Annotated in this window: 15 protein-coding genes; 3 read left to right on the forward strand and 12 right to left on the reverse strand. The window is 38.5% G+C overall.

The features are described from left to right. Positions 1 to 14: 14 nt before the first annotated feature. From galE to CXF85_RS17260, 8 genes are all read right to left on the reverse strand, one after another. A complete protein-coding gene (gene galE, locus CXF85_RS17225; RefSeq protein WP_101229879.1) occupies positions 15 to 1037 on the reverse strand; it encodes a UDP-glucose 4-epimerase GalE in 1023 nt (340 codons plus the stop codon). Between the two features lie 144 nt (positions 1038 to 1181). Next, positions 1182 to 2180, reverse strand: a complete 999-nt coding sequence (locus CXF85_RS17230; RefSeq protein ID WP_101229880.1) for an acetyltransferase — start codon at positions 2178 to 2180, stop codon at positions 1182 to 1184. A gap of 20 nt (positions 2181 to 2200) precedes the next feature. After that, complete coding sequence (gene cysC / locus CXF85_RS17235) at positions 2201 to 2845, reverse strand: adenylyl-sulfate kinase (protein ID WP_101229881.1); 645 nt, start codon at positions 2843 to 2845, stop codon at positions 2201 to 2203. Positions 2846 to 2932: 87 nt separating this feature from the next. Then, positions 2933 to 4675 carry an SLC13 family permease gene (locus CXF85_RS17240; RefSeq protein ID WP_101229882.1) on the reverse strand — a complete coding sequence of 581 codons (1743 nt, stop codon included), beginning with the start codon at positions 4673 to 4675 and terminating at the stop codon, positions 2933 to 2935. Positions 4676 to 4966: 291 nt separating this feature from the next. Beyond that, on the reverse strand, positions 4967 to 6367 hold the full coding sequence (cysN, locus tag CXF85_RS17245; protein WP_101229883.1) for a sulfate adenylyltransferase subunit CysN: 1401 nt from the start codon (positions 6365 to 6367) through the stop codon (positions 4967 to 4969). Between the two features lie 71 nt (positions 6368 to 6438). Beyond that, positions 6439 to 7338, reverse strand: coding sequence for a sulfate adenylyltransferase subunit CysD (cysD, locus tag CXF85_RS17250; protein WP_101229884.1), 900 nt, complete (start codon positions 7336 to 7338; stop codon positions 6439 to 6441). A gap of 223 nt (positions 7339 to 7561) precedes the next feature. Further along, positions 7562 to 7897 carry a ComEA family DNA-binding protein gene (locus CXF85_RS17255; RefSeq protein WP_101229885.1) on the reverse strand — a complete coding sequence of 112 codons (336 nt, stop codon included), beginning with the start codon at positions 7895 to 7897 and terminating at the stop codon, positions 7562 to 7564. Positions 7898 to 8119: 222 nt separating this feature from the next. Next, complete coding sequence (locus tag CXF85_RS17260; protein ID WP_101229886.1) at positions 8120 to 8644, reverse strand: TlpA family protein disulfide reductase; 525 nt, start codon at positions 8642 to 8644, stop codon at positions 8120 to 8122. A 170-nt stretch (positions 8645 to 8814) separates the two neighbouring features. On the opposite strand from CXF85_RS17260, the gene mfd reads away from it, so the two are divergent. The 3 genes from mfd to CXF85_RS17275 all read left to right on the forward strand — a co-directional run bounded on the left by mfd (position 8815) and on the right by CXF85_RS17275 (position 14744). Beyond that, positions 8815 to 12456 carry a transcription-repair coupling factor gene (gene mfd, locus CXF85_RS17265; protein WP_101229887.1) on the forward strand — a complete coding sequence of 1214 codons (3642 nt, stop codon included), beginning with the start codon at positions 8815 to 8817 and terminating at the stop codon, positions 12454 to 12456. Between the two features lie 161 nt (positions 12457 to 12617). Continuing rightward, complete coding sequence (locus CXF85_RS17270; RefSeq protein WP_101229888.1) at positions 12618 to 14393, forward strand: CsiV family protein; 1776 nt, start codon at positions 12618 to 12620, stop codon at positions 14391 to 14393. 63 nt (positions 14394 to 14456) lie between these two features. Beyond that, on the forward strand, positions 14457 to 14744 hold the full coding sequence (locus tag CXF85_RS17275) for a DUF1244 domain-containing protein (protein WP_101229889.1): 288 nt from the start codon (positions 14457 to 14459) through the stop codon (positions 14742 to 14744). Positions 14745 to 14822: 78 nt separating this feature from the next. Here the strand turns inward: CXF85_RS17275 and CXF85_RS17280 are convergent, their stop codons facing one another. From CXF85_RS17280 to ubiU, 4 genes are all read right to left on the reverse strand, one after another. Further along, positions 14823 to 15554, reverse strand: a complete 732-nt coding sequence (locus CXF85_RS17280) for a pseudouridine synthase (protein ID WP_101229890.1) — start codon at positions 15552 to 15554, stop codon at positions 14823 to 14825. Positions 15555 to 15755: 201 nt separating this feature from the next. Then, on the reverse strand, positions 15756 to 16907 hold the full coding sequence (locus CXF85_RS17285) for a ribosomal protein uL16 3-hydroxylase (protein WP_101229891.1): 1152 nt from the start codon (positions 16905 to 16907) through the stop codon (positions 15756 to 15758). A gap of 55 nt (positions 16908 to 16962) precedes the next feature. Then, entirely contained in the window at positions 16963 to 17844 is an 882-nt protein-coding gene (locus CXF85_RS17290; RefSeq protein WP_101229892.1) for a U32 family peptidase, read from the reverse strand. 161 nt (positions 17845 to 18005) lie between these two features. After that, positions 18006 to 19001, reverse strand: a complete 996-nt coding sequence (ubiU, locus tag CXF85_RS17295; protein ID WP_101229893.1) for a ubiquinone anaerobic biosynthesis protein UbiU — start codon at positions 18999 to 19001, stop codon at positions 18006 to 18008. Between the last annotated feature and the right edge of the window lie 73 nt (positions 19002 to 19074).

Below are 19074 nucleotides of genomic sequence, written 5' to 3' on the forward strand. Positions count from 1 at the left end.
CGTTCTAGCTTATTTTAAAAACCCTTTGGATTTTCAGACTGCCAGCGCCAAGTATCTTCTATCATCGCGGTTAAATCGAGTTTAGCTTGCCAATCTAGCAGTTCATTGGCTAAAGAAGCATCTGCATACACAGTCGCTAAATCTCCAGCTCTACGCGGTACGACCTGATAAGGAATAGCTTGATTACTAATTTCTTTAAAGGTATTCACAATTTCTAAAACAGAAGTACCGTTGCCTGTACCTAAATTAATAGCCTGACAACCTTTTACCGTACCCTTAGCATGACCTAGGCTTTCTAACGCTTTGACATGTCCTTGCGCAAGATCTACCACATGAATATAGTCACGAACGCCAGTACCATCTACCGTATCGTAATCATCACCAAATACTTGTAGTTGCGCCAAACGCCCTACAGCGACTTGTGCAACATAGGGTAATAAATTATTTGGAATGCCATTAGGGTTTTCACCAATCAAACCAGACTGATGTGCGCCAATAGGATTAAAATAACGTAAACAAGCAATTGACCAAGACGCATCACTTTTAGCTAAATCAAAAAGGATATGTTCAACCATCAATTTTGTTTGACCATAAGGATTAGTCGCAGAAGTCGGCATAGTTTCATTTAATGGTGAAACGTTATTACCATAAACAGTCGCTGAAGAACTAAAAACTAAATTCTTAACCTGATGTCTCGCCATAACTTCTAATAAGGTTACCGTACCAGAGACATTATTATGATAATAAGCTAAAGGTATCTCATTAGATTCACCGACCGCTTTAAAGCCGGCAAAGTGAATGACCGCTTCTATATTATGCTGATTAAATACTTCATCCAAAGCGTTCGCATCACAAATATCGGCTTTGATGAAAGTAACTGTTTTATCGGTTATTCTTTCAATACGCTCAAGCACTTTAGTTGACGAATTAGATAAATTATCGACAATAACAATTTCTTGTTCATTAGTGCTTTGCAATAATTCAACAACGGTATGACTACCAATATAACCCGTACCGCCTGTGATTAATAAACTCATTATATCCCTACTCTTTTCATTAACTGTTTGAAATAGCTCATTGTAATAACTCGTTGAAAGTCAATAAAACATCTCAAATTCATGAAAACTATTTTAACGCTTAGTTTTTCACTTTGATAGCATTTTCAAGCTTTATATTTGTCTCTACAATTTCGAATCTTGGTAATAGCTTTCAACGTGTTTAATAAATTCATCTAACTGGCTTATCGGTAATTCATTGACTCCTGCTGCCGCAGCTCTACCACCACCGGTTGGAAATTGTGAACAAATATCGCCAGCACCTTGTTTATTATTTAACGGAGCGCGTAAACTTAACGTATAACTAGCGGCATCAATCTGTGCCGTTTCGTTTACGTTAACTTTATTCAAAGTCAGTACAATATGTGCCCTATCAGGTGCTTGGTTAGCTAAGTCATTACCAAAAACGCCACTAACTCGCCTTGCCCATGCTTCATCCGCTAGCTGCACCGCTTTTACGTTAGTTTTTTCACTGATCACTTTAGCTGATTGTGCTTTAGCCATATCAGCCAAATAAGCTTGTTTAAGTTGCCAAAAAAGTGAGTTTTTTTCATTAATTAAGGTAAAAGGATCAGGGTATTTTAATAACGCTTGGTATAAATCAGCAGGATGAAAATGTAAATCTTCTACACTGGCACCATAACCATTGTAATTAATATAAATACCTAACTCATTTAACTGTGCTTGCTCCGCTTCAGTTAACCCTACTTTTACGGCAAGTGCTTTTGCTGAGGCGTGCATGTTATCGCCAAAAGCGGCGGCAATGGCCCAATTGACATACTGTCCTTGCAAGAAGTCATTGACTAATAAACTAGTACAAATATTAGCGTCAGTATTAAGTAAGGTAGTTAGCTTGCTTGAACTGGGAATCTCACCTGTTCTATGGTGATCGACATAAAACACATCAACTTGGTTATCAAGTAGCCCTTGTAACGATTGAATATTTTTCTCTAGAGAAATATCTAATACCGTTACTGACGTCGCTGTGGTGATATCTACTTGTTTTAGTAGGCTGATATCACGCTTAACGCCCGTAATAAGCACTGATTCTTTAGGCTCAACTAAGCGTAACTGAACTAAGGCAATAATGCCGTCGGCGTCGCCATTAAACACATCATAATGCATGGTGGGAATATTCCTAATATTTAGCTTAAATCAGCTTTACTAATAAAACCTTGCGCCATTAAATAACCGACAATTTGCTCTGCACATTGTTCAACAGATTGCGTGTCCGTTTTCACATGAATTTGCGGGGCTGTGGGTACGTCATAAGTTGAATCAATACCGGTAAAGTCTTTGATCTCACCTGCACGTGATTTTTTGTATAAGCCTTTAGGATCACGTTGCTCACAGACACTAATAGGTGTATCAATGAAAACTTCGATAAATTCGCCGTCTTCAAGCTTAGCTTTGGCTAACGCTCTATCACTGGCAAATGGGGAAATAAAAGCGGTTGAAACAACAAGACCGGCATCAAGGAATAACTTAGCCACTTCAGAAATACGACGAATATTTTCGATACGCGCTTCATCACTAAAACCTAAATCGCCATTAAGACCGTGTCGTACATTATCACCATCGAGTAAATAGCTATGACAACCAAGTTTGAATAACAAGGCATCTACGGCATTGGCGACGGTAGATTTACCTGAGCCACTTAAGCCGGTATACCAAAGTAACGCTGGTTTTTGTTGTTTTAACTCAGCACGTTGTGATTTGCTGATTTGTTGATTATGCCATACGGTATTTTCTGTTTTCAAACTGGGGGTTTTCGTATTCGCTGTTGTCATTCTAGATAAGCTCTATAGTTGAGTGTAATCAAGGTCGTTTACTTACGTAAGTTTAGTTAATAAATCAGGACCAAGGTAACAGGAAAATTAAAACGGATAAACAATGGGGATAACCAAAATTACCGTTGTGCTATAAATCAGTGATATGGGCAAACCAAAGCGGACAAAGTCTTTTAACTGGTAGTTACCGGCGTTATACACCATCACATTCGTTTGATAACCATAAGGGCTAATAAAACTACCACTGGCCGCAAAGGCTACCGCCATAACAAACGGTGTTGGGTCAACGCCAAGGCCTAAGGCTATATTATAAGCGATAGGGAAAGCTAATGCCGCTGCAGCGCTGTTGGTAATAAGCTCTGTCATTATCAGCGTTAAAACAAAGATAATGATAAAGGCAAGATAGATACTTTGACCAAACAAATAGCCTTCAATATTCTGTGCAAAGATGCCAGCAATACCTGTATTCTCAAAAGCTGATGCTAAGGTAAGTGCCCCTAAGACTATCATCCAAATTTCTAGCGGAAAACGGCGTTTTATTTCATTGACTGATAATGCACCGCTAAAAATGATAAAAGCCAAATAGATAAACAAACAGCTAAGCAGTGGTAATGGCGTAAAAACTGACACTAAAATACTGGTAATAAAACCCCAAACGGTGGTGTAATCACGCCAACCACTGAGCATATTATCTGCCTGATGGCCTGATAAGATGTAAAAGTTTTTAGATAGATTTGGTCGGGTGGCAAAATCTTGACCTACTGCTAATACTAGGAAATCACCGGGTTGTAGTACGATATCACCGAGTTTTCCTGATAAGGCACTGCCTTCTCGGCGGACCGCAACAACAGCGGCATCAAAGCGAGCACGAAAACCTGCTTTCTTTAAGGTTTTCCCCGCAATGGTGGAATCTGCTTTAACTAGAACTTCAGTTAAATTATCTCGTAATAGATTTTCCCGCAGTAAATTACCTTGCTCTGCATAGAGGTTTAAGCCATCAAATTGCTGCAATGTTAGTACTTTTGAGATATCACCACTGAAAATAAGCTTGTCTTTCGCTTGTACACATTCTTCTGGGCAGACAGGGGAAATTAATCGACCTTGTCGTACTATTTCAACTAAAAATAAAGAGTCTAAATTTCTCAGACCATTATCTTCAATTGTTTTACCAATTAAAGCTGAAGATAACGCGACTTCCGCTTCGAGCAAATAATCATTGGTCGCTAAATCATCATCAACTAAATTAGGTAAAGAACGACTGCGTACTAAAATAACAAATAAACATAGAACAAAAGCCGCTAGACCAATTAAGGTAAAATCAAAAAATCCAAAACCTTGATGACCTTGTTTAATCAATAAGCTGTTTACAATAAGATTGGTTGAGGTACCCACTAACGTCAGCGTTCCTCCTAAAATTGCGGCAAACGATAACGGTAATAAGAGTTTACCTGCATTAATGAGTTTATTTTTTTTCACGGTATTGATAAGTGTTGCCACCACCGCCGTATTGCTCATTATCGCTGATGCCAACGCAGTACCGAGTAATAAACGTAAGGTTGATTTAACTTTTGAGCCGTTAAATACGCCAGCAGACAAACGCCTTAAAATACTAGTGCGTTCAAAAGCGAATGAACACAACACCAGTAAAACAAGCGTAACAAGACCGGGGTTAACGGCATTGGTTAGAATGTCATCAACACTGACAAACGACAGAGCCAAACACAATAATACCGTCACAGAAAAAACGCGCTCTGGTACATGGCTGTATTTAACTAAGCTGATAAAAGTGGCAATAAACACACCTATCATCAACCACTGCTCTATCGTCATTGAATTTTGTATCCTAGGGAAATTGTACGTCATTGCCGAGGTATTCTATCGGACGTGACATAGGTGTTAATTTTTTAGACAATGCAGAATGCATATTACCCTGAGTTCATATCAGTTAAGAGTATCCCTTCTCAATTGATAAAACTAACCATTCACCTTTAAGTTGAAGTGTTCAAGTTAAAGGAAAAAGCACGGAGTTGACGTTAGTCAATGAGTACTTTTGACGCATAAATTGGACCCTTCAGCAACAAGGCGAATGGTTAGTCACTATTCAATAATTACTTAAAATAATTATTTAGTAATGTCGCGTGCACCCCAGTGTGGGAATTGCTTGCGTACTAGCGCATTTAATTCTAATTCAAATGCTGAGTACTCTTGCGTTTTCTCATCAATAGCATGATTTATCATGCCGGCACCGACAGTAACATTGCTCAATCTGTCGATGATAATGAAAGCACCCGTGCCTTGATTATCTGCATAAGCATCAAAATGTAAGGTTTCGCTAGCAACAAAGTTAACAATACCAATATCATTTACTGCTAACTGTGAGCTAGATAAACTTTCCATGGTATTAACGTCATACTTGCTGACAACTGCTTGTGCATGACCTGTGGTCATTTTGCTGCCGTGCTTGATAAAGTATTCACGACCTGGTTCAAGTTCATTTTCATGCATCCATACTACGGTTGCGCTGAACTCTTTTGCTGATACCGGTAAGCTGCCTTTTTTAACGATGATTTCGCCGCGGCTGATATCAATTTCATCTTCAAGGGTTAACGTTACTGCCATACCTTTGTCAGCACGTTCTAAATTTCCATCGTAAGTAACAATTTCTTTTACTACGCTTTCTTTGCCAGATGGCAAGGCAACAATAGTATCGCCAACCAATACATGACCTGAGGCAATAGTACCGGCAAAACCACGGAAATCGAGATTAGGACGGTTAACATATTGCACTTGAAAACGCAGTTGTGTGAATGTTTCTTGTTTCTTAACATCAATGGTATTAAGCAGTTTCATTAACGTAGCGCCAGGATACCAAGGCATGTTTTCGCTTTCTTCGACCACGTTATCGCCATTTAGTGCTGATAATGGCACAAAGCGTATATCGCTAAACTCAAGTGACTCAGAAAATTCACGGTATTCTTTTTTGATTTCTTGGTAGCGTTCCTGAGAATAGTCAACCAAATCCATTTTGTTTACTGCAACAACAATGTTCTTGATACCTAATAGCGAACAAATAAACGAGTGACGACGGGTTTGTGTTTGCACGCCATAACGCGCATCAATCAAGATAATCGCAATATCACAGGTTGAAGCACCGGTAGCCATATTACGGGTATATTGCTCATGACCAGGAGTGTCAGCGATAATAAACTTACGTTTATCAGTTGAGAAATAACGATAAGCGACATCAATAGTGATGCCTTGCTCACGCTCTGACTGTAAACCATCAACAAGTAAGGCTAAATCGATTGCTTCACCGGTAGTACCTGATTTTTTAGAATCTTTTTCAATGGCAGCAAGTTGATCTTCAAAGATCATCTTTGAATCATGCAATAAACGACCAATTAAGGTACTTTTGCCGTCATCTACACTACCGCACGTTAAAAAACGTACTAATTCTTTGTTTTCATGTTGCTTTAAATAAGCTTGAATATCTTCTTCAATTAACTCTGACTGGTGACTCATAAATTGTTCCTTCGGAAATTTTTCATCAAATAAAAGTGTTACAAACTAAAATGGGGCTTAGCTGTTAATGTTTAAAAGTAACCTTCCATTTTTTTCTTTTCCATTGAACCAGCGCTATCGTGATCTATCACGCGCCCTTGACGTTCAGAGGTCTTCGTTAGTAGCATTTCTTGAATAATTTCAGGTAAGGTATTAGCCGTTGACTCAACTGCACCCGTTAATGGGTAACAACCTAATGTTCTAAAGCGAACACTTTTCATTTGTACTTCTTCATCTTCACCGATAGGCATACGGTCATCATCAACCATGATTAAGGTGCCATCACGCTCAACGACAGGACGTTCTTTCGCCAAATAAAGTGGCACAATTGGGATACTTTCTAAGTAGATGTACTGCCAGATATCAAGCTCAGTCCAGTTAGATAATGGGAAAACACGAATGCTTTCGCCTTTATTCACTTTACCATTGTAGATATTCCATAATTCTGGACGCTGGTTTTTTGGATCCCAACGATGGTTTTCATCACGGAATGAATAGACACGTTCTTTGGCACGTGATTTTTCTTCATCACGACGTGCGCCACCAAAAGCAGCATCAAAGCCGTATTTATTTAGTGCTTGTTTTAAGCCCTGAGTTTTCATGACATCAGTGTGCGTAGCACTACCATGCGTAAATGGACCCATGCCCATTTCAATGCCTTCAGGATTTTGATGTACAAGTAACTCAAAACCATACTCTTTCGCAATTTTGTCACGAAAGGCAATCATCTCTTTAAATTTCCAGTTGGTATCAACATGCAATAAAGGGAAAGGTATTTTACCTGGCGCAAAAGCTTTGCGAGCCAAATGTAGTAATACTGCCGAGTCTTTACCGACTGAATACAACATCACGGGATTATCAAATTCAGCCGCTACCTCACGAAAAATATGGATAGATTCAGCTTCAAGTGTTTTTAAATGGGTTAAATTCATTGCTAATATAAACTTTATGAAAAATTAATAAGTCTATAATGCCACAAATAAATATATTTTCTATATAAGAAACGCATTCGATATACTAAAAAGTAATATGAGATGTGGATATGATAACTATTTATTATCTAAAGCAGCGCTAAAATTAAAATTATTGAGAATAAACCAAAACAAAAAAGTCAGCTTAAGCTGACTTTTTAAGTAATACTTTTACTCCTGACTTTTAAATACTTAATCTCGTTTTATTTTGACTAACTATTTTTTCACCAATACCACTCACCTTAGTAAGCTCATCAATAGATTTGAAAGCACCTACTTTTTTTCGATATACAATGATAGCTTGCGCCTTAGCCTGACCTACGCCTTTTAAAGTGACTAACTGTTCAAAGGTTGAATTATTGAGGTTTACAACTTGTTGTATTACTTGTGTACTCTGCCCTTTCGCAGATTGAGTATCATTAGCCTCTTTAGCAAGAGTTAATGAACTGTTCACGAGTAAAATAACGCCTAGCGTTAAAGCAGACAACGTTTTACTGAGGTGTTTTGGCTTATTATTCATACTTTAATTCCTTGTAAAGTGATACCAATCGGACTAATTTTTCGCTCTGATTGGCATGATTAATAACTGTTAACCGTCTAATAGAAAACCTAAGAACAACTCAACAGTCATCATTAGGTGTAGAACGTTTACTCACATTTGTCAAAATACCAATTTAGCAGAGTTACTTTCAATTGATTAGCTCTCTACAAGTTAACAACGACTGTTATTGATTAAGTTATTCTATTGCCAAACAATCTTATCTAATTGTTGCTGACCTTCAGCCAAATTCATTTTAATAATTTTATTATTTTCACCTATGGTGATTAGACGCGGAATGCCACCCGAAGCAAAACGTTTATAAATACTTCGATCGTTATCAACGGCTAAGGTCACTTTAATGCCACGTTTATCACGCCAAGCGGTAACCGTTTCTGTGTCTTCTTCACGCGCAATAGCAATTATTTCGATATCATCGTTATCAAGTAAAGCAGAGCTATTTAACGCGTTTAATAAGTTATTAGAATCATGACACCAAGTGGCAAACAAAATAACTAACTTACGCTTACCTAATTCTTGTAAATCAATCACTTCACCGTCAATGGTGGTAATACTCTCAATAGGTAATGAATCTCCTGTATTGACGTATTCATCATGAACAACAGCATTTGATTGGTTTACTGGCAATGCCTGACAAGCAGACAGAGTAATCACTAAACTAACGATAAAACATAACTGCTTAAATTTACTTGCTGAGCTTTGAATCATGAAGATTGTTCCTAAATAGATTGAGTTTATTAACTACCTGGTATTTAACCTCAAATTCAACTATTTTCCAACAAACAAAAGTAAAATACGTATCTACTAGCGCTTTTGCCATAGCTTAATTAGAATAGCGGTCATTATTATTATTTTTCTGTAATTAGTGTAAGGAAATCATGAGCAAAGCAAGCAGCCTGTTGACCCCAGTATTGGCCAAGCGCCGTGGCAAAAACCCAGATAAAAAAAGCTGGCATAATTTACATGGTAGCAGTAGCAGCTTTGCTCTTTATCAAGCCGCGCAAACAGCAAAAACGCCGATATTACTGATTACGCACAATACGCCTCAAGCATTAAAAATTGAGCAAGAGCTGCTCAGCTTAGCCAAAAGTGATAACTTAACTAATAGCGAACACAAGGTAAGTATTTGTCTTTTTCCTGATTGGGAAACACTGCCATACGACAATTTTTCTCCACACCAAGACATTATTTCTCAACGTCTTTCGACCTTATACCAGCTATCACGTATGGAATCGGGCATCATTATCGTGCCGGTAACCACCCTAGTGCAAAAGCTAGCACCTAAACAATATATTGAAGCGAACAGCTTAATAATAAAAACAGGTGATAAAAGAGATTTACATCAAATGCGACAAGCGCTTGAAGCTAGTGGCTATCGTAATGTTGATCAAGTATTAGAGCATGGTGAATTTTCTGCTCGAGGCGCCATTTTAGACCTTTTCCCTATGGGCAGTAGTAAACCTTTTCGTTTAGATTTCTTTGATGATGAAATTGATGAAATTAGACTCTTTGATCCAGAAAGCCAGCGTTCCAAAGAAAAAATTGATTCGATCAACTTATTACCTGCTCATGAATTTCCTATAGACGAAGCAGGTATCAATTTATTCCGCAGCCAATTTCGTGAACAATTTCAGGGCAATATTCATAAAGAGTCTGTTTATCACAAAGTCAGTAACGGTATTTTACCGCCTGGTATTGAATATTATTTACCACTATTTTTTGATAACAATGTTGACAGCAATCAAGCCAGTGATAAAAAAGCAGCAACGTTAAGTAATACCCTTTGTGATTATTTAACCGATAATACCTTGATCGTTATTAGCGGTGATATTGAGCATTCTTTAACGAAATATTGGCTTGATATTGATTATCGCTATGAAAATAGGCGTTACGACCCTACTCGTCCTTTATTACCGCCTGATAAACTATTTTTAACTACCGAAACTCTTTATAGCGCTTTAAAACCTTTTGATCGTATCACTATTGCAACAGAAGCTTTGGTAGAAGCGAAGCACACAACAGACATCGCTGGAAATATTTCAGACAATGTTGACCAAGCCTCTGATAGCGAGATAAATGAAACTAAAAGTAAAAGCAGTGACATATGTTTTGATGTTAAGCCACTGCCTGATTTAACCATAAATCATAAATTGAAGCAGCCGTTCGAACTAATTAATGCATTTATAGCCAGTAAAGAAACCCCCAACAAAGTGCTCTTTATTGCGCAAAGCCAAGGGCGGCGAGAAAGTGTGCTTGAGTTGCTTGAACGCGACAAAATCAAACCGGCACAGTTCGATAACATCGACGACTTCATCAACGCTACCGATACTATTGGTATTACCGTAAATAGTTTAACACAAGGTTTTTCTTTTCAAGCAAAAGGTAACAGCCAGAAGAATGCTATTGCACTGGTTACTGAAGCCGAACTATTGGGCGATCATGTCTCTCAAGCCAGACGACGTACCAAAGCACAAGATTTACAAGCCGATGCACTATTTAAAAACCTTGCTGAATTAACCGTTGGCCAGCCAGTAGTTCATATAGAACATGGTATTGGACGATATTTGGGTCTGCAAACGATTGAAAATGCGGGTATAGTTACCGAATTTTTAATGCTGAGTTATGCCAACGATGCCAAGCTTTATGTACCAGTAAGCGCTTTACATTTAATCGGTAGATATTCAGGTGCGGATAGTGACAATGCTCCATTGCATAGATTAGGCACTGATACCTGGAGTAAAGCTAAGCAAAAAGCCGCCGAGAAAGTGCGTGATGTTGCCGTTGAATTACTCGATATTTACGCAAAACGTGCCAGTAATTATGGTCATAGTTTCAAACGTAACAAGCAAGACTACCAAGCTTTTAGTGATACCTTTGGTTTTGAAGAGACCTTTGACCAGAAACAAGCCATTAACGCTGTTGTAAGCGATATGATGTCACCTAAAACTATGGACAGACTTGTTTGTGGTGATGTTGGTTTTGGTAAAACAGAAGTGGCTATGCGTGCTGCCTTTGTTGCAGTTAATGATGGCAAGCAAGTTGCAATACTGGTGCCTACGACATTGCTTGCTCAACAACATTACGAGAACTTTAGAGATAGATTTGCCAACTGGCCAGTGGTCACAGAAGTTTTATCACGTTTTAAAACCGCTAAAGAGCAAAAAGAAGTCATTGCCAGAGTGGAATCAGGTCAAGTTGATATTCTCATCGGCACCCATAAGTTACTGCAAGACAGCATAAAATATAAAGATTTAGGTTTACTTGTCGTCGATGAAGAACACAGATTTGGTGTTAAACAGAAAGAGAAAATCAAACAGTTACGTAGTAACGTTGATATTTTAACACTAACTGCAACACCAATCCCGCGTACCTTAAATATGGCCATGGGCGGTATGCGTGATTTATCCATTATTGCCACGCCACCAGCAAAACGTTTAGCCGTAAAAACCTTTGTCCGCGAGCACGATGAAGCGTTAATCAGAGAAGCTATTTTACGTGAAACCTTACGTGGTGGTCAGGTCTATTACCTACATAACCATGTTGATACTATTGATAAAACCGCTGCAGACATTCAAAAATTAGTGCCTGAAGCAAGAGTAGTTACTGCCCATGGGCAAATGCGCGAGCGCGAGCTTGAACGTATCATGAGTGATTTTTATCATCAACGATTTAACGTTATTGTTTGTACCACTATTATTGAAACAGGTATCGATGTACCTAGTGCTAATACCATCATTATGGACAGAGCAGACCATCTTGGTTTGGCACAATTACACCAACTTCGTGGCCGTGTTGGTCGCTCGCATCATCAAGCTTATGCTTATCTGTTAACGCCACATGAAAAGCGTATCACTAAAGATGCTAAGAAACGTTTAGACGCTATTGCCTCACTTGAAGATTTAGGTGCAGGTTTTACTTTAGCGACCCATGATTTAGAAATTCGTGGTGCCGGTGAATTATTAGGTGAAGATCAAAGTGGCTCAATGTGCCAAGTAGGCTTTAGTTTGTATATGGAAATGCTTGACCAAGCCGTTGCTGCACTTAAAGAAGGCAAGCAATTATCATTAAGCCAAGTTATGTCTGCACAAACTGAAATCGAATTACGTATACCAGCGCTGATACCGGAAGATTATATTTTTGACGTTAGTTTACGCTTAAGTCTGTATAAACGAATTGCCAGCTGTAAAGACAAAAGAGAGTTGGACGATATACAAGTAGAATTAATTGATCGCTTTGGTTTATTACCTCAACCGACCAAAAATTTAGTTCAAATTGCCAAATTACGTATTAAAGCGCAAACCATTGGAATCTCACGTATTGAGGCAAGTGCAACTGGCGGCTCTATTGAGTTTAGTGATTCCACTAGCGTTGACCCTATGTTAATTATTGGTTTAATTCAAAAGAATCCAGCAATGTACAGCATGGCTGGTGCAAGCAAGTTAAAGTTTGTAAAAGCCAATGACGATACGCAAAAACGTTTTACTTTAATTACTAATATCTTAAATGACTTAGCCAAATAGTTACTTATAATGGTAACGAGTATTATGATAAACTTGAACAGTACGCTTCAGTTAAGCGTTACTTGTTCAAGTCAGTAATAACTTGGCTCAACAAGCAATAATAACTTGACCCAATGACTACCTAATACGGTTATAATTTTGCCTTCAATCACGGAATTTTAATGAAATACCATTCAATTATTACCTCTGCATTAACCTTGTTATGCTTATTAACAAGTAACAGTTCTTTGGCAACACAAAGCTCTAAAAAATCTTCCGCTGAACAAGCACGTTGGTTTGAAATTGAGGTCATTCTTTTTAAACACCTTTCAAGTAGCTCCGCAAAGAATTCAGACAATATCGAGCAGTTTTCAGCTAGCGATTTGAGTGTTAAAAAGCGACGAGCATTAGACTTATTAGCGCCTTACTTACAACCTAACATTGCTTCATTAAAACAATTATTACCAAATTGTGAACAACCAGAAACCTCACTACCTTATAACATTAACCCAAGTATCTTATGGGCTGAAAAGTTAGATAATGAAAGCAACGATGCTGATAGTAGCAGTACCGACAATTCTTCTGTGCAAGCAAACAGTGAAGAATCAAACTCATCAACTAATATGTCAGTGACTGTGCTTTCAGCACCATCCAATGAGATAACTATAGAAAATGTGGCAGCTACTGAAAAAGCCATGAATGAAGAAAGCTTGACTGAAAAAAACGACCAAACTTACACCAGCACCATTGAGCCCGCTATTGTTTTAGCCGTTTATAACCAATATCCGATAAGTAGCAACACACCATTATGTGTTATCCCCGCTGAGTTCTTCCAACAACACTTAACTGCAGACCAACTCGAACAATTTAATATCGATGGTTTTCCTGTTGAAAAGATAACAAAAACCATTAATGGACTTGAGCAATGGCAAGACGATGACGATGGTGAAATCACTTGGGCAAGTGATAGCCCTTACTTAATAAGCCAAGACTCACTACGTTTGAAGTCTATTTCTAATCGCATCAAGCGCTCTCGTAACTATGCGCCATTATTACACCTAGGATGGCGTCAAACAGGTGATACCAAAAGACAAGCTAAAGCCATACAGCTATATACTGGTGACCATCTAGCACTAGGTTACCAACAAGCAATAGCGACACAAAAGTTAGAGCAAAAAATGCTTGAAGTACAGGCTATTCTAGCGAAAAGACAACAAGCAGAAATATTATCACATAGTCAAATAACTTTAGATGGCACTGAAACAGCACAAATCACTGTCAATGTAACGCCAACAATTAACTCTGACAATACGACTGAGTTTGCTACAGACAAGGTTAGCAACAATAGTGGCATGAGTATAAGTCAGAATGGATCATCCGATTTGGCTATAGACAATACTGAAGCGACTATTGAGTTATCAATAGCTGAACAGTTACGCTTACAAGCCAAGCAGCAACAACTTGAGAATATCTTTCAGCAGTTTGCATTATTAAACCATCAATCAGAGAAACAAGAAAATAACACTAACGGCGTTGGTCAAAACGAAGAAATAGTGTTAAATGAAGAGAATGTTCAACGTATTGTTGCTCAGTTATCATCTGATATCACGGCAAAAGAGTCGCAATTAAATCTACAGAATACAACTGATAAGCAAAGAGACATCACCGAACCTACGCAACCCTGGTCAGTCGATGGACTTTTCAAGGTTCATTTAAAACGTAATAATTATCTCTATATCGAGAGCGAATTAAATATTGTTGATTCATCGCCAAAGCTATCAAATAAAGCGAACAACACAGCAAGTCAAAATAAGGTTATCTCATTTAAACAAGATCGCCGTGTGATCACTGGCGAAATCCATTATTTTGACCATCCTCATATAGGCATGATAGTGCAAATTAGGCGTTTTGATCCGACAAAACCTGCTAATGAAGCCGTTAGTCAAGCAAAGAAGTAATATCAAACTAATATTAACAAACTAAATTTCTCAAAGTAAAAAATAAAGGTAAGGGTTAATAAAATGGATAAAGAAATTGAAATTCAAGCTGCGGTATTTCGCCGTTTACTTGCACATTTAGACTCACGTAAAGATGTACAAAACATTGAGTTAATGAACTTAGCTGGCTTTTGTCGTAATTGTTTTAGTAAATGGACAGTCAACGAAGCAGAAAAGTTAGGTGTTGACGTTGATATCGATACTGCGCGTGAACAAGTTTACGGCATGTCATACAGTGAATGGAAAGAAAACCACCAATTACCTGCGACCGAAGAGCAAATGGCTAAATTTAATGCGCTAAATAAAAAGTAATATTTTTAGCGATACGAAATGAGCTTAAGCCCCTGTATTATCCTATGCAATATAAGACAGGGGAATAAGTGACCAACCTTATGAAAACTGAGCGATTTCATCTTCAGTTAAGTCTCGCCATTCCCCTGGGGCTAAATCACCCAACGTTATGTCTCCTATCTGTTCTCTGTGTAAACCCACTACCCTATTACCTACCGCGGCAAACATTCGCTTAACTTGGTGATATTTACCTTCGGTAATAGTCAGTAATACTTCACTCTTGTAAGCCGTTTCATCAACCAAATCAGTTTCTGCGACTCGTGTTAAAATTGCAGGTCGAGTAAGAGAATCTTCACCTTGAAGCTGAAGTCCACTATCAAATCTTGCCACTAAAGAGGATAACTTGTCATCTTCAATCTCACTACGTAGCCATACGCGATAAGTTTTCTGACATTGTTTTTTGGGGGAAATTACATTATGAGACCAACGCCCATCATCAGTGATCAATACCAAACCTGTGGTATCAGCATCTAAACGTCCCGCAATATGTAAATCAAAGGCTTTATCGACCTCGATAGAGTGCAATACTGATGGATAGACCTCATCAATATTTGAGCAAATAGTGTCTACTAATTTATGTAAAATATAATAGCGTGAGCCACGCGCACTAAGCTGTTGACCATCAATGGTGATGGTATTATTTTCATGTACTTGCATGGCCGCATTTTTAGCAACCTCACCATTAACACGTACTTCACCGCTTTTAAGCACTTTTTTAGCTTCAGTTCGGGTAAGTTCGGTACTTTTACAAATGAATTTATCTAGACGCATAGTTTAATCGGAAATGAATATATGAAGATAGAGCGCCATTATCCTTATTCACAATTAACAAGCAATGCTTTATGTAAATAAATTATCACCCGTTTAACTTAGCCTCGATACGATCACCAATAAAAAAGCACTTACTAAGTTAAAAGAGTAAGTGCCTTTTATTTAAAAACAAATGAGTTGAATAAACTAGCGTAAAGTTATCTATTCTACTTCAGCTAAATACCAGTAACCTTGGTTAAGTAATTCAGCCACTAATTCAACAAAAGCAGCGTTACGGCTCCATTCTGAAATATCATCAGGTAGTAACATTACTTTATCGCAAAGCAGTTTCACGCCATCCGCTATTTCTGCTGAAAAAGCCAATTCACTGCCGTTGATATAACAAAATCCTTCTTCTATCGTATCTTCAAAATAAAAAGCACGTAAACCGCCTAAGCGTTTAATAGCATGACTATTAAGTAAGTTACTCACTTCAGTAAGCTCAAATGGCTCATCGGGTACTAAAATATCGAGATCATGTTTCGCGGACGTTAAAAACTGACCGGTGAATTTTTTAAAGCTCTCGTCATCATCCAATAAATTCTGAACTTGAGACTTAATACTGGTGTAATCGTCGTTACTTACTTCGCCACTGTGACTAACGACTTGTCTGTCTGGATCGGTTAATAACTGACTGCCTTTTTCATTATCAATTAAATGATCAGCAAAAGCGCTGAGTACACTTACCGCTGAATTACCGCGAAAGCCGACTGAAAAGCTCATTGACGTATCAAGAGATATGCCTTCATGAGGGAATCCAGGCGGAATATACAAGATATCTCCAGCATCTAGCTTAACGTCGATGATAGCTTCAAATGCCTCAACATGTAATAACGCTTCGTGAGCCGCAAATTCTACATGCTTGCCACTATCTCCAACTCGCCAGTGACGTTTACCTGAGCCTTGGCAAATGAAGGTATCGTAGTTATCAATATGAGGACCAACACTTCCGCCTGGCATAGCAAAACTTGCCATTAAATCATCTAGGCGCCAGTGAGGAATAAAACGGAATGCTTCAATAATTTCTGCCGCTTCTTCAGAGAAGTTATCAAGGGCTTGTACTACCAAAGACCAGTTTTTGGTACCTAAGTGTTCATAGCTTTCAAAAGGACCAAAAGCAGCTTGCCATTTACCGTCTTTTTTATGAACCAAACGAGACTCTATTTGTTCTTCCATCGCAAGACCTGCCAATTCGTCAGCAGCAATTGGGTCAATAAAATTTTTAAATCCCTGACGAATTACCACTGGTTTTTTTTGCCAGTATTCATCGAGGAATTCTTGCTGAGTCATTTGCTTCAAGTTTAAGGTATACATAGTGCTCTCATTTAATTTATTTCAATTAGTACAATTAGTACAATTACTACTTATATTAAGCCACGGACATGCCGGCAATTTTATGCCAAAAGCCATTACACTCTGCAATCCCATCGAGTGGCGTTGTCGTTGGGTGAACGAGTTGCTCTCTAAAGTTATCAAGTTGGGTAAAAGCTGCGCTGCTATCAGCACTAATTCTGGCGATATCAACCCCCATTGATTTAAGGGCTGGCATTTCATTGATGAGATTATACTGGTATCCCGACAAAGTTTGAATACCATTGAGCACAAAAACTCGTTCTCCTTCTCGACTATTCATCCGACGACCTTGTGGATACTTAATACAGCAGTACTCACAATCATCTTTTGCCTTATCTTCAGAGCGTGCAGTAAAACAACGAGCCGAGTAGGCTAACGGCAGATATCCCCAAGAAAACACTTCGCACTCAAACGCTTGTCGAATACCGGCATCAGTAGCTTGTTCTAGTAATATTTTTAACCAATCACCACTGAGCTCTACCGGCATTAACCAACGCATCATGCCTTGCTTTAATAGGACTTTAAGCGTTGATAAGTTGTAGCAATTGATCGCAGGACCGGCAACAAAAGGCATGTTGAGATCATGCATTATTTGCACGGCACTTAAATCGTTTGCTTCAACCAAAAACTCGCCGTTGTCACATAAACGTTTCAAGACTTGTATTTCAGCAGGGGACTCAAGCAAGGTCATGGTGGATATAACCACCTGTTTATTAGTGTCTTTCGCTACTTCTTGTGCTAAGGCAAGCCAATCTTTAGCGCGAAGCTCTCGTCTTTTAGAACAAACTGTTTCACCCAAGTAGATGATATCCGCAGCGCTAGACTTTGCTTGTTGATAAAAGTCTTCAACTTCTTTTTTCGGCCAAAAGAAAAGGCTCGGTCCTAATGAAAATTTCATAATTTATCCAATTAATTTTAGTATGTCACTACTGCCACTTTCATAGTTATTCAGCTTTAAGCTGTATCGTTCAATTTCGAGGAAAAAGCACGGAGTTGACGCTAGTCAATGAGTACTTATGACAAATAAATTGGACTATACAGCGACAAGATGAGTGACTATCACTGCCACTTTCGGTGATAAGCACCCAGGGTTGTTTGTGAGCCTTCCGATAGATTGGCGAGTGTATTCATCCAAGCGCCTTCAACGACAAAGTTATCAGGGTTCTGTTGATATCTATCTAATGCCATTCGCCACGTTTTAGCGACTTGTTCCACATAAGCAGGACTACGTTGTCTGCCTTCAATTTTTACCGATACTATGCCCATGGCTATTAAGTCAGGAATAAGCTCTAAGGTATTAAGGCTAGTTGGCTCTTCTAGTGCATGATAAACATTATTATCGACTTCAAAGCGACCTTTACACAGCGTTGGGTAACCTGCGTTTTCATCCGCTTGGTAACGGTCAATAAGCACGCCATTTAAGCGAGACTCTAATCCTTTATCCGTGTCTTGCCAGCGAACATATTTTGCCGGTGAACAGGCACCGACTGTATTAGGAGATTCACCGGTCATATAAGATGATAAGTAACAGCGCCCTTCTGCCATAATACATAAGCTGCCAAAGGCAAAGACTTCTAAAGGAATAGGACTACTTTTAGCTAACTGCCTAACTTGTTGCACCGATAAAACCCGCGGCAGTACCACTCGACTAACATCAAAATTATTTTTAAAGAATTTTATCGCTTCAAGATTGGTGGTTGAAGCTTGCACAGAAACATGACGTTCAACATCAGGATATTTTGTTGCGGCGTAATCAAGTACGCCTAAATCGGCAATAATTAACGCATCTGTGCCTATAGCAACAGCGTTATCTACCGCTTTTTGCCAACGTTCTTCACCACCAGCATGAGCAAAAGTATTGATAGCAACATGCAATTTTTTCCCCCGTTGATGCACATAATCAGCAGCTTTTGCTAACTTACCATCATTAAAATTAAGACCAGCAAAATGACGAGCGTTAGTATCATCTTTTAAACCGATATAAACTGCATCAGCACCATTATCTATTGCTGTTTTTAGTGCAGGTAAATTACCCGCAGGACAAAGTAACTCCACGTCGACTCCCAACCATTATTAGAAAACTAATTTTCTGCAGTGTATGTTGTTCATCATTGTTATTTATTGATGT

The sequence above is a fragment of the Colwellia sp. 75C3 genome (assembly GCF_002836255.1).
Classification (GTDB): Bacteria; Pseudomonadota; Gammaproteobacteria; order Enterobacterales; family Alteromonadaceae; genus Colwellia.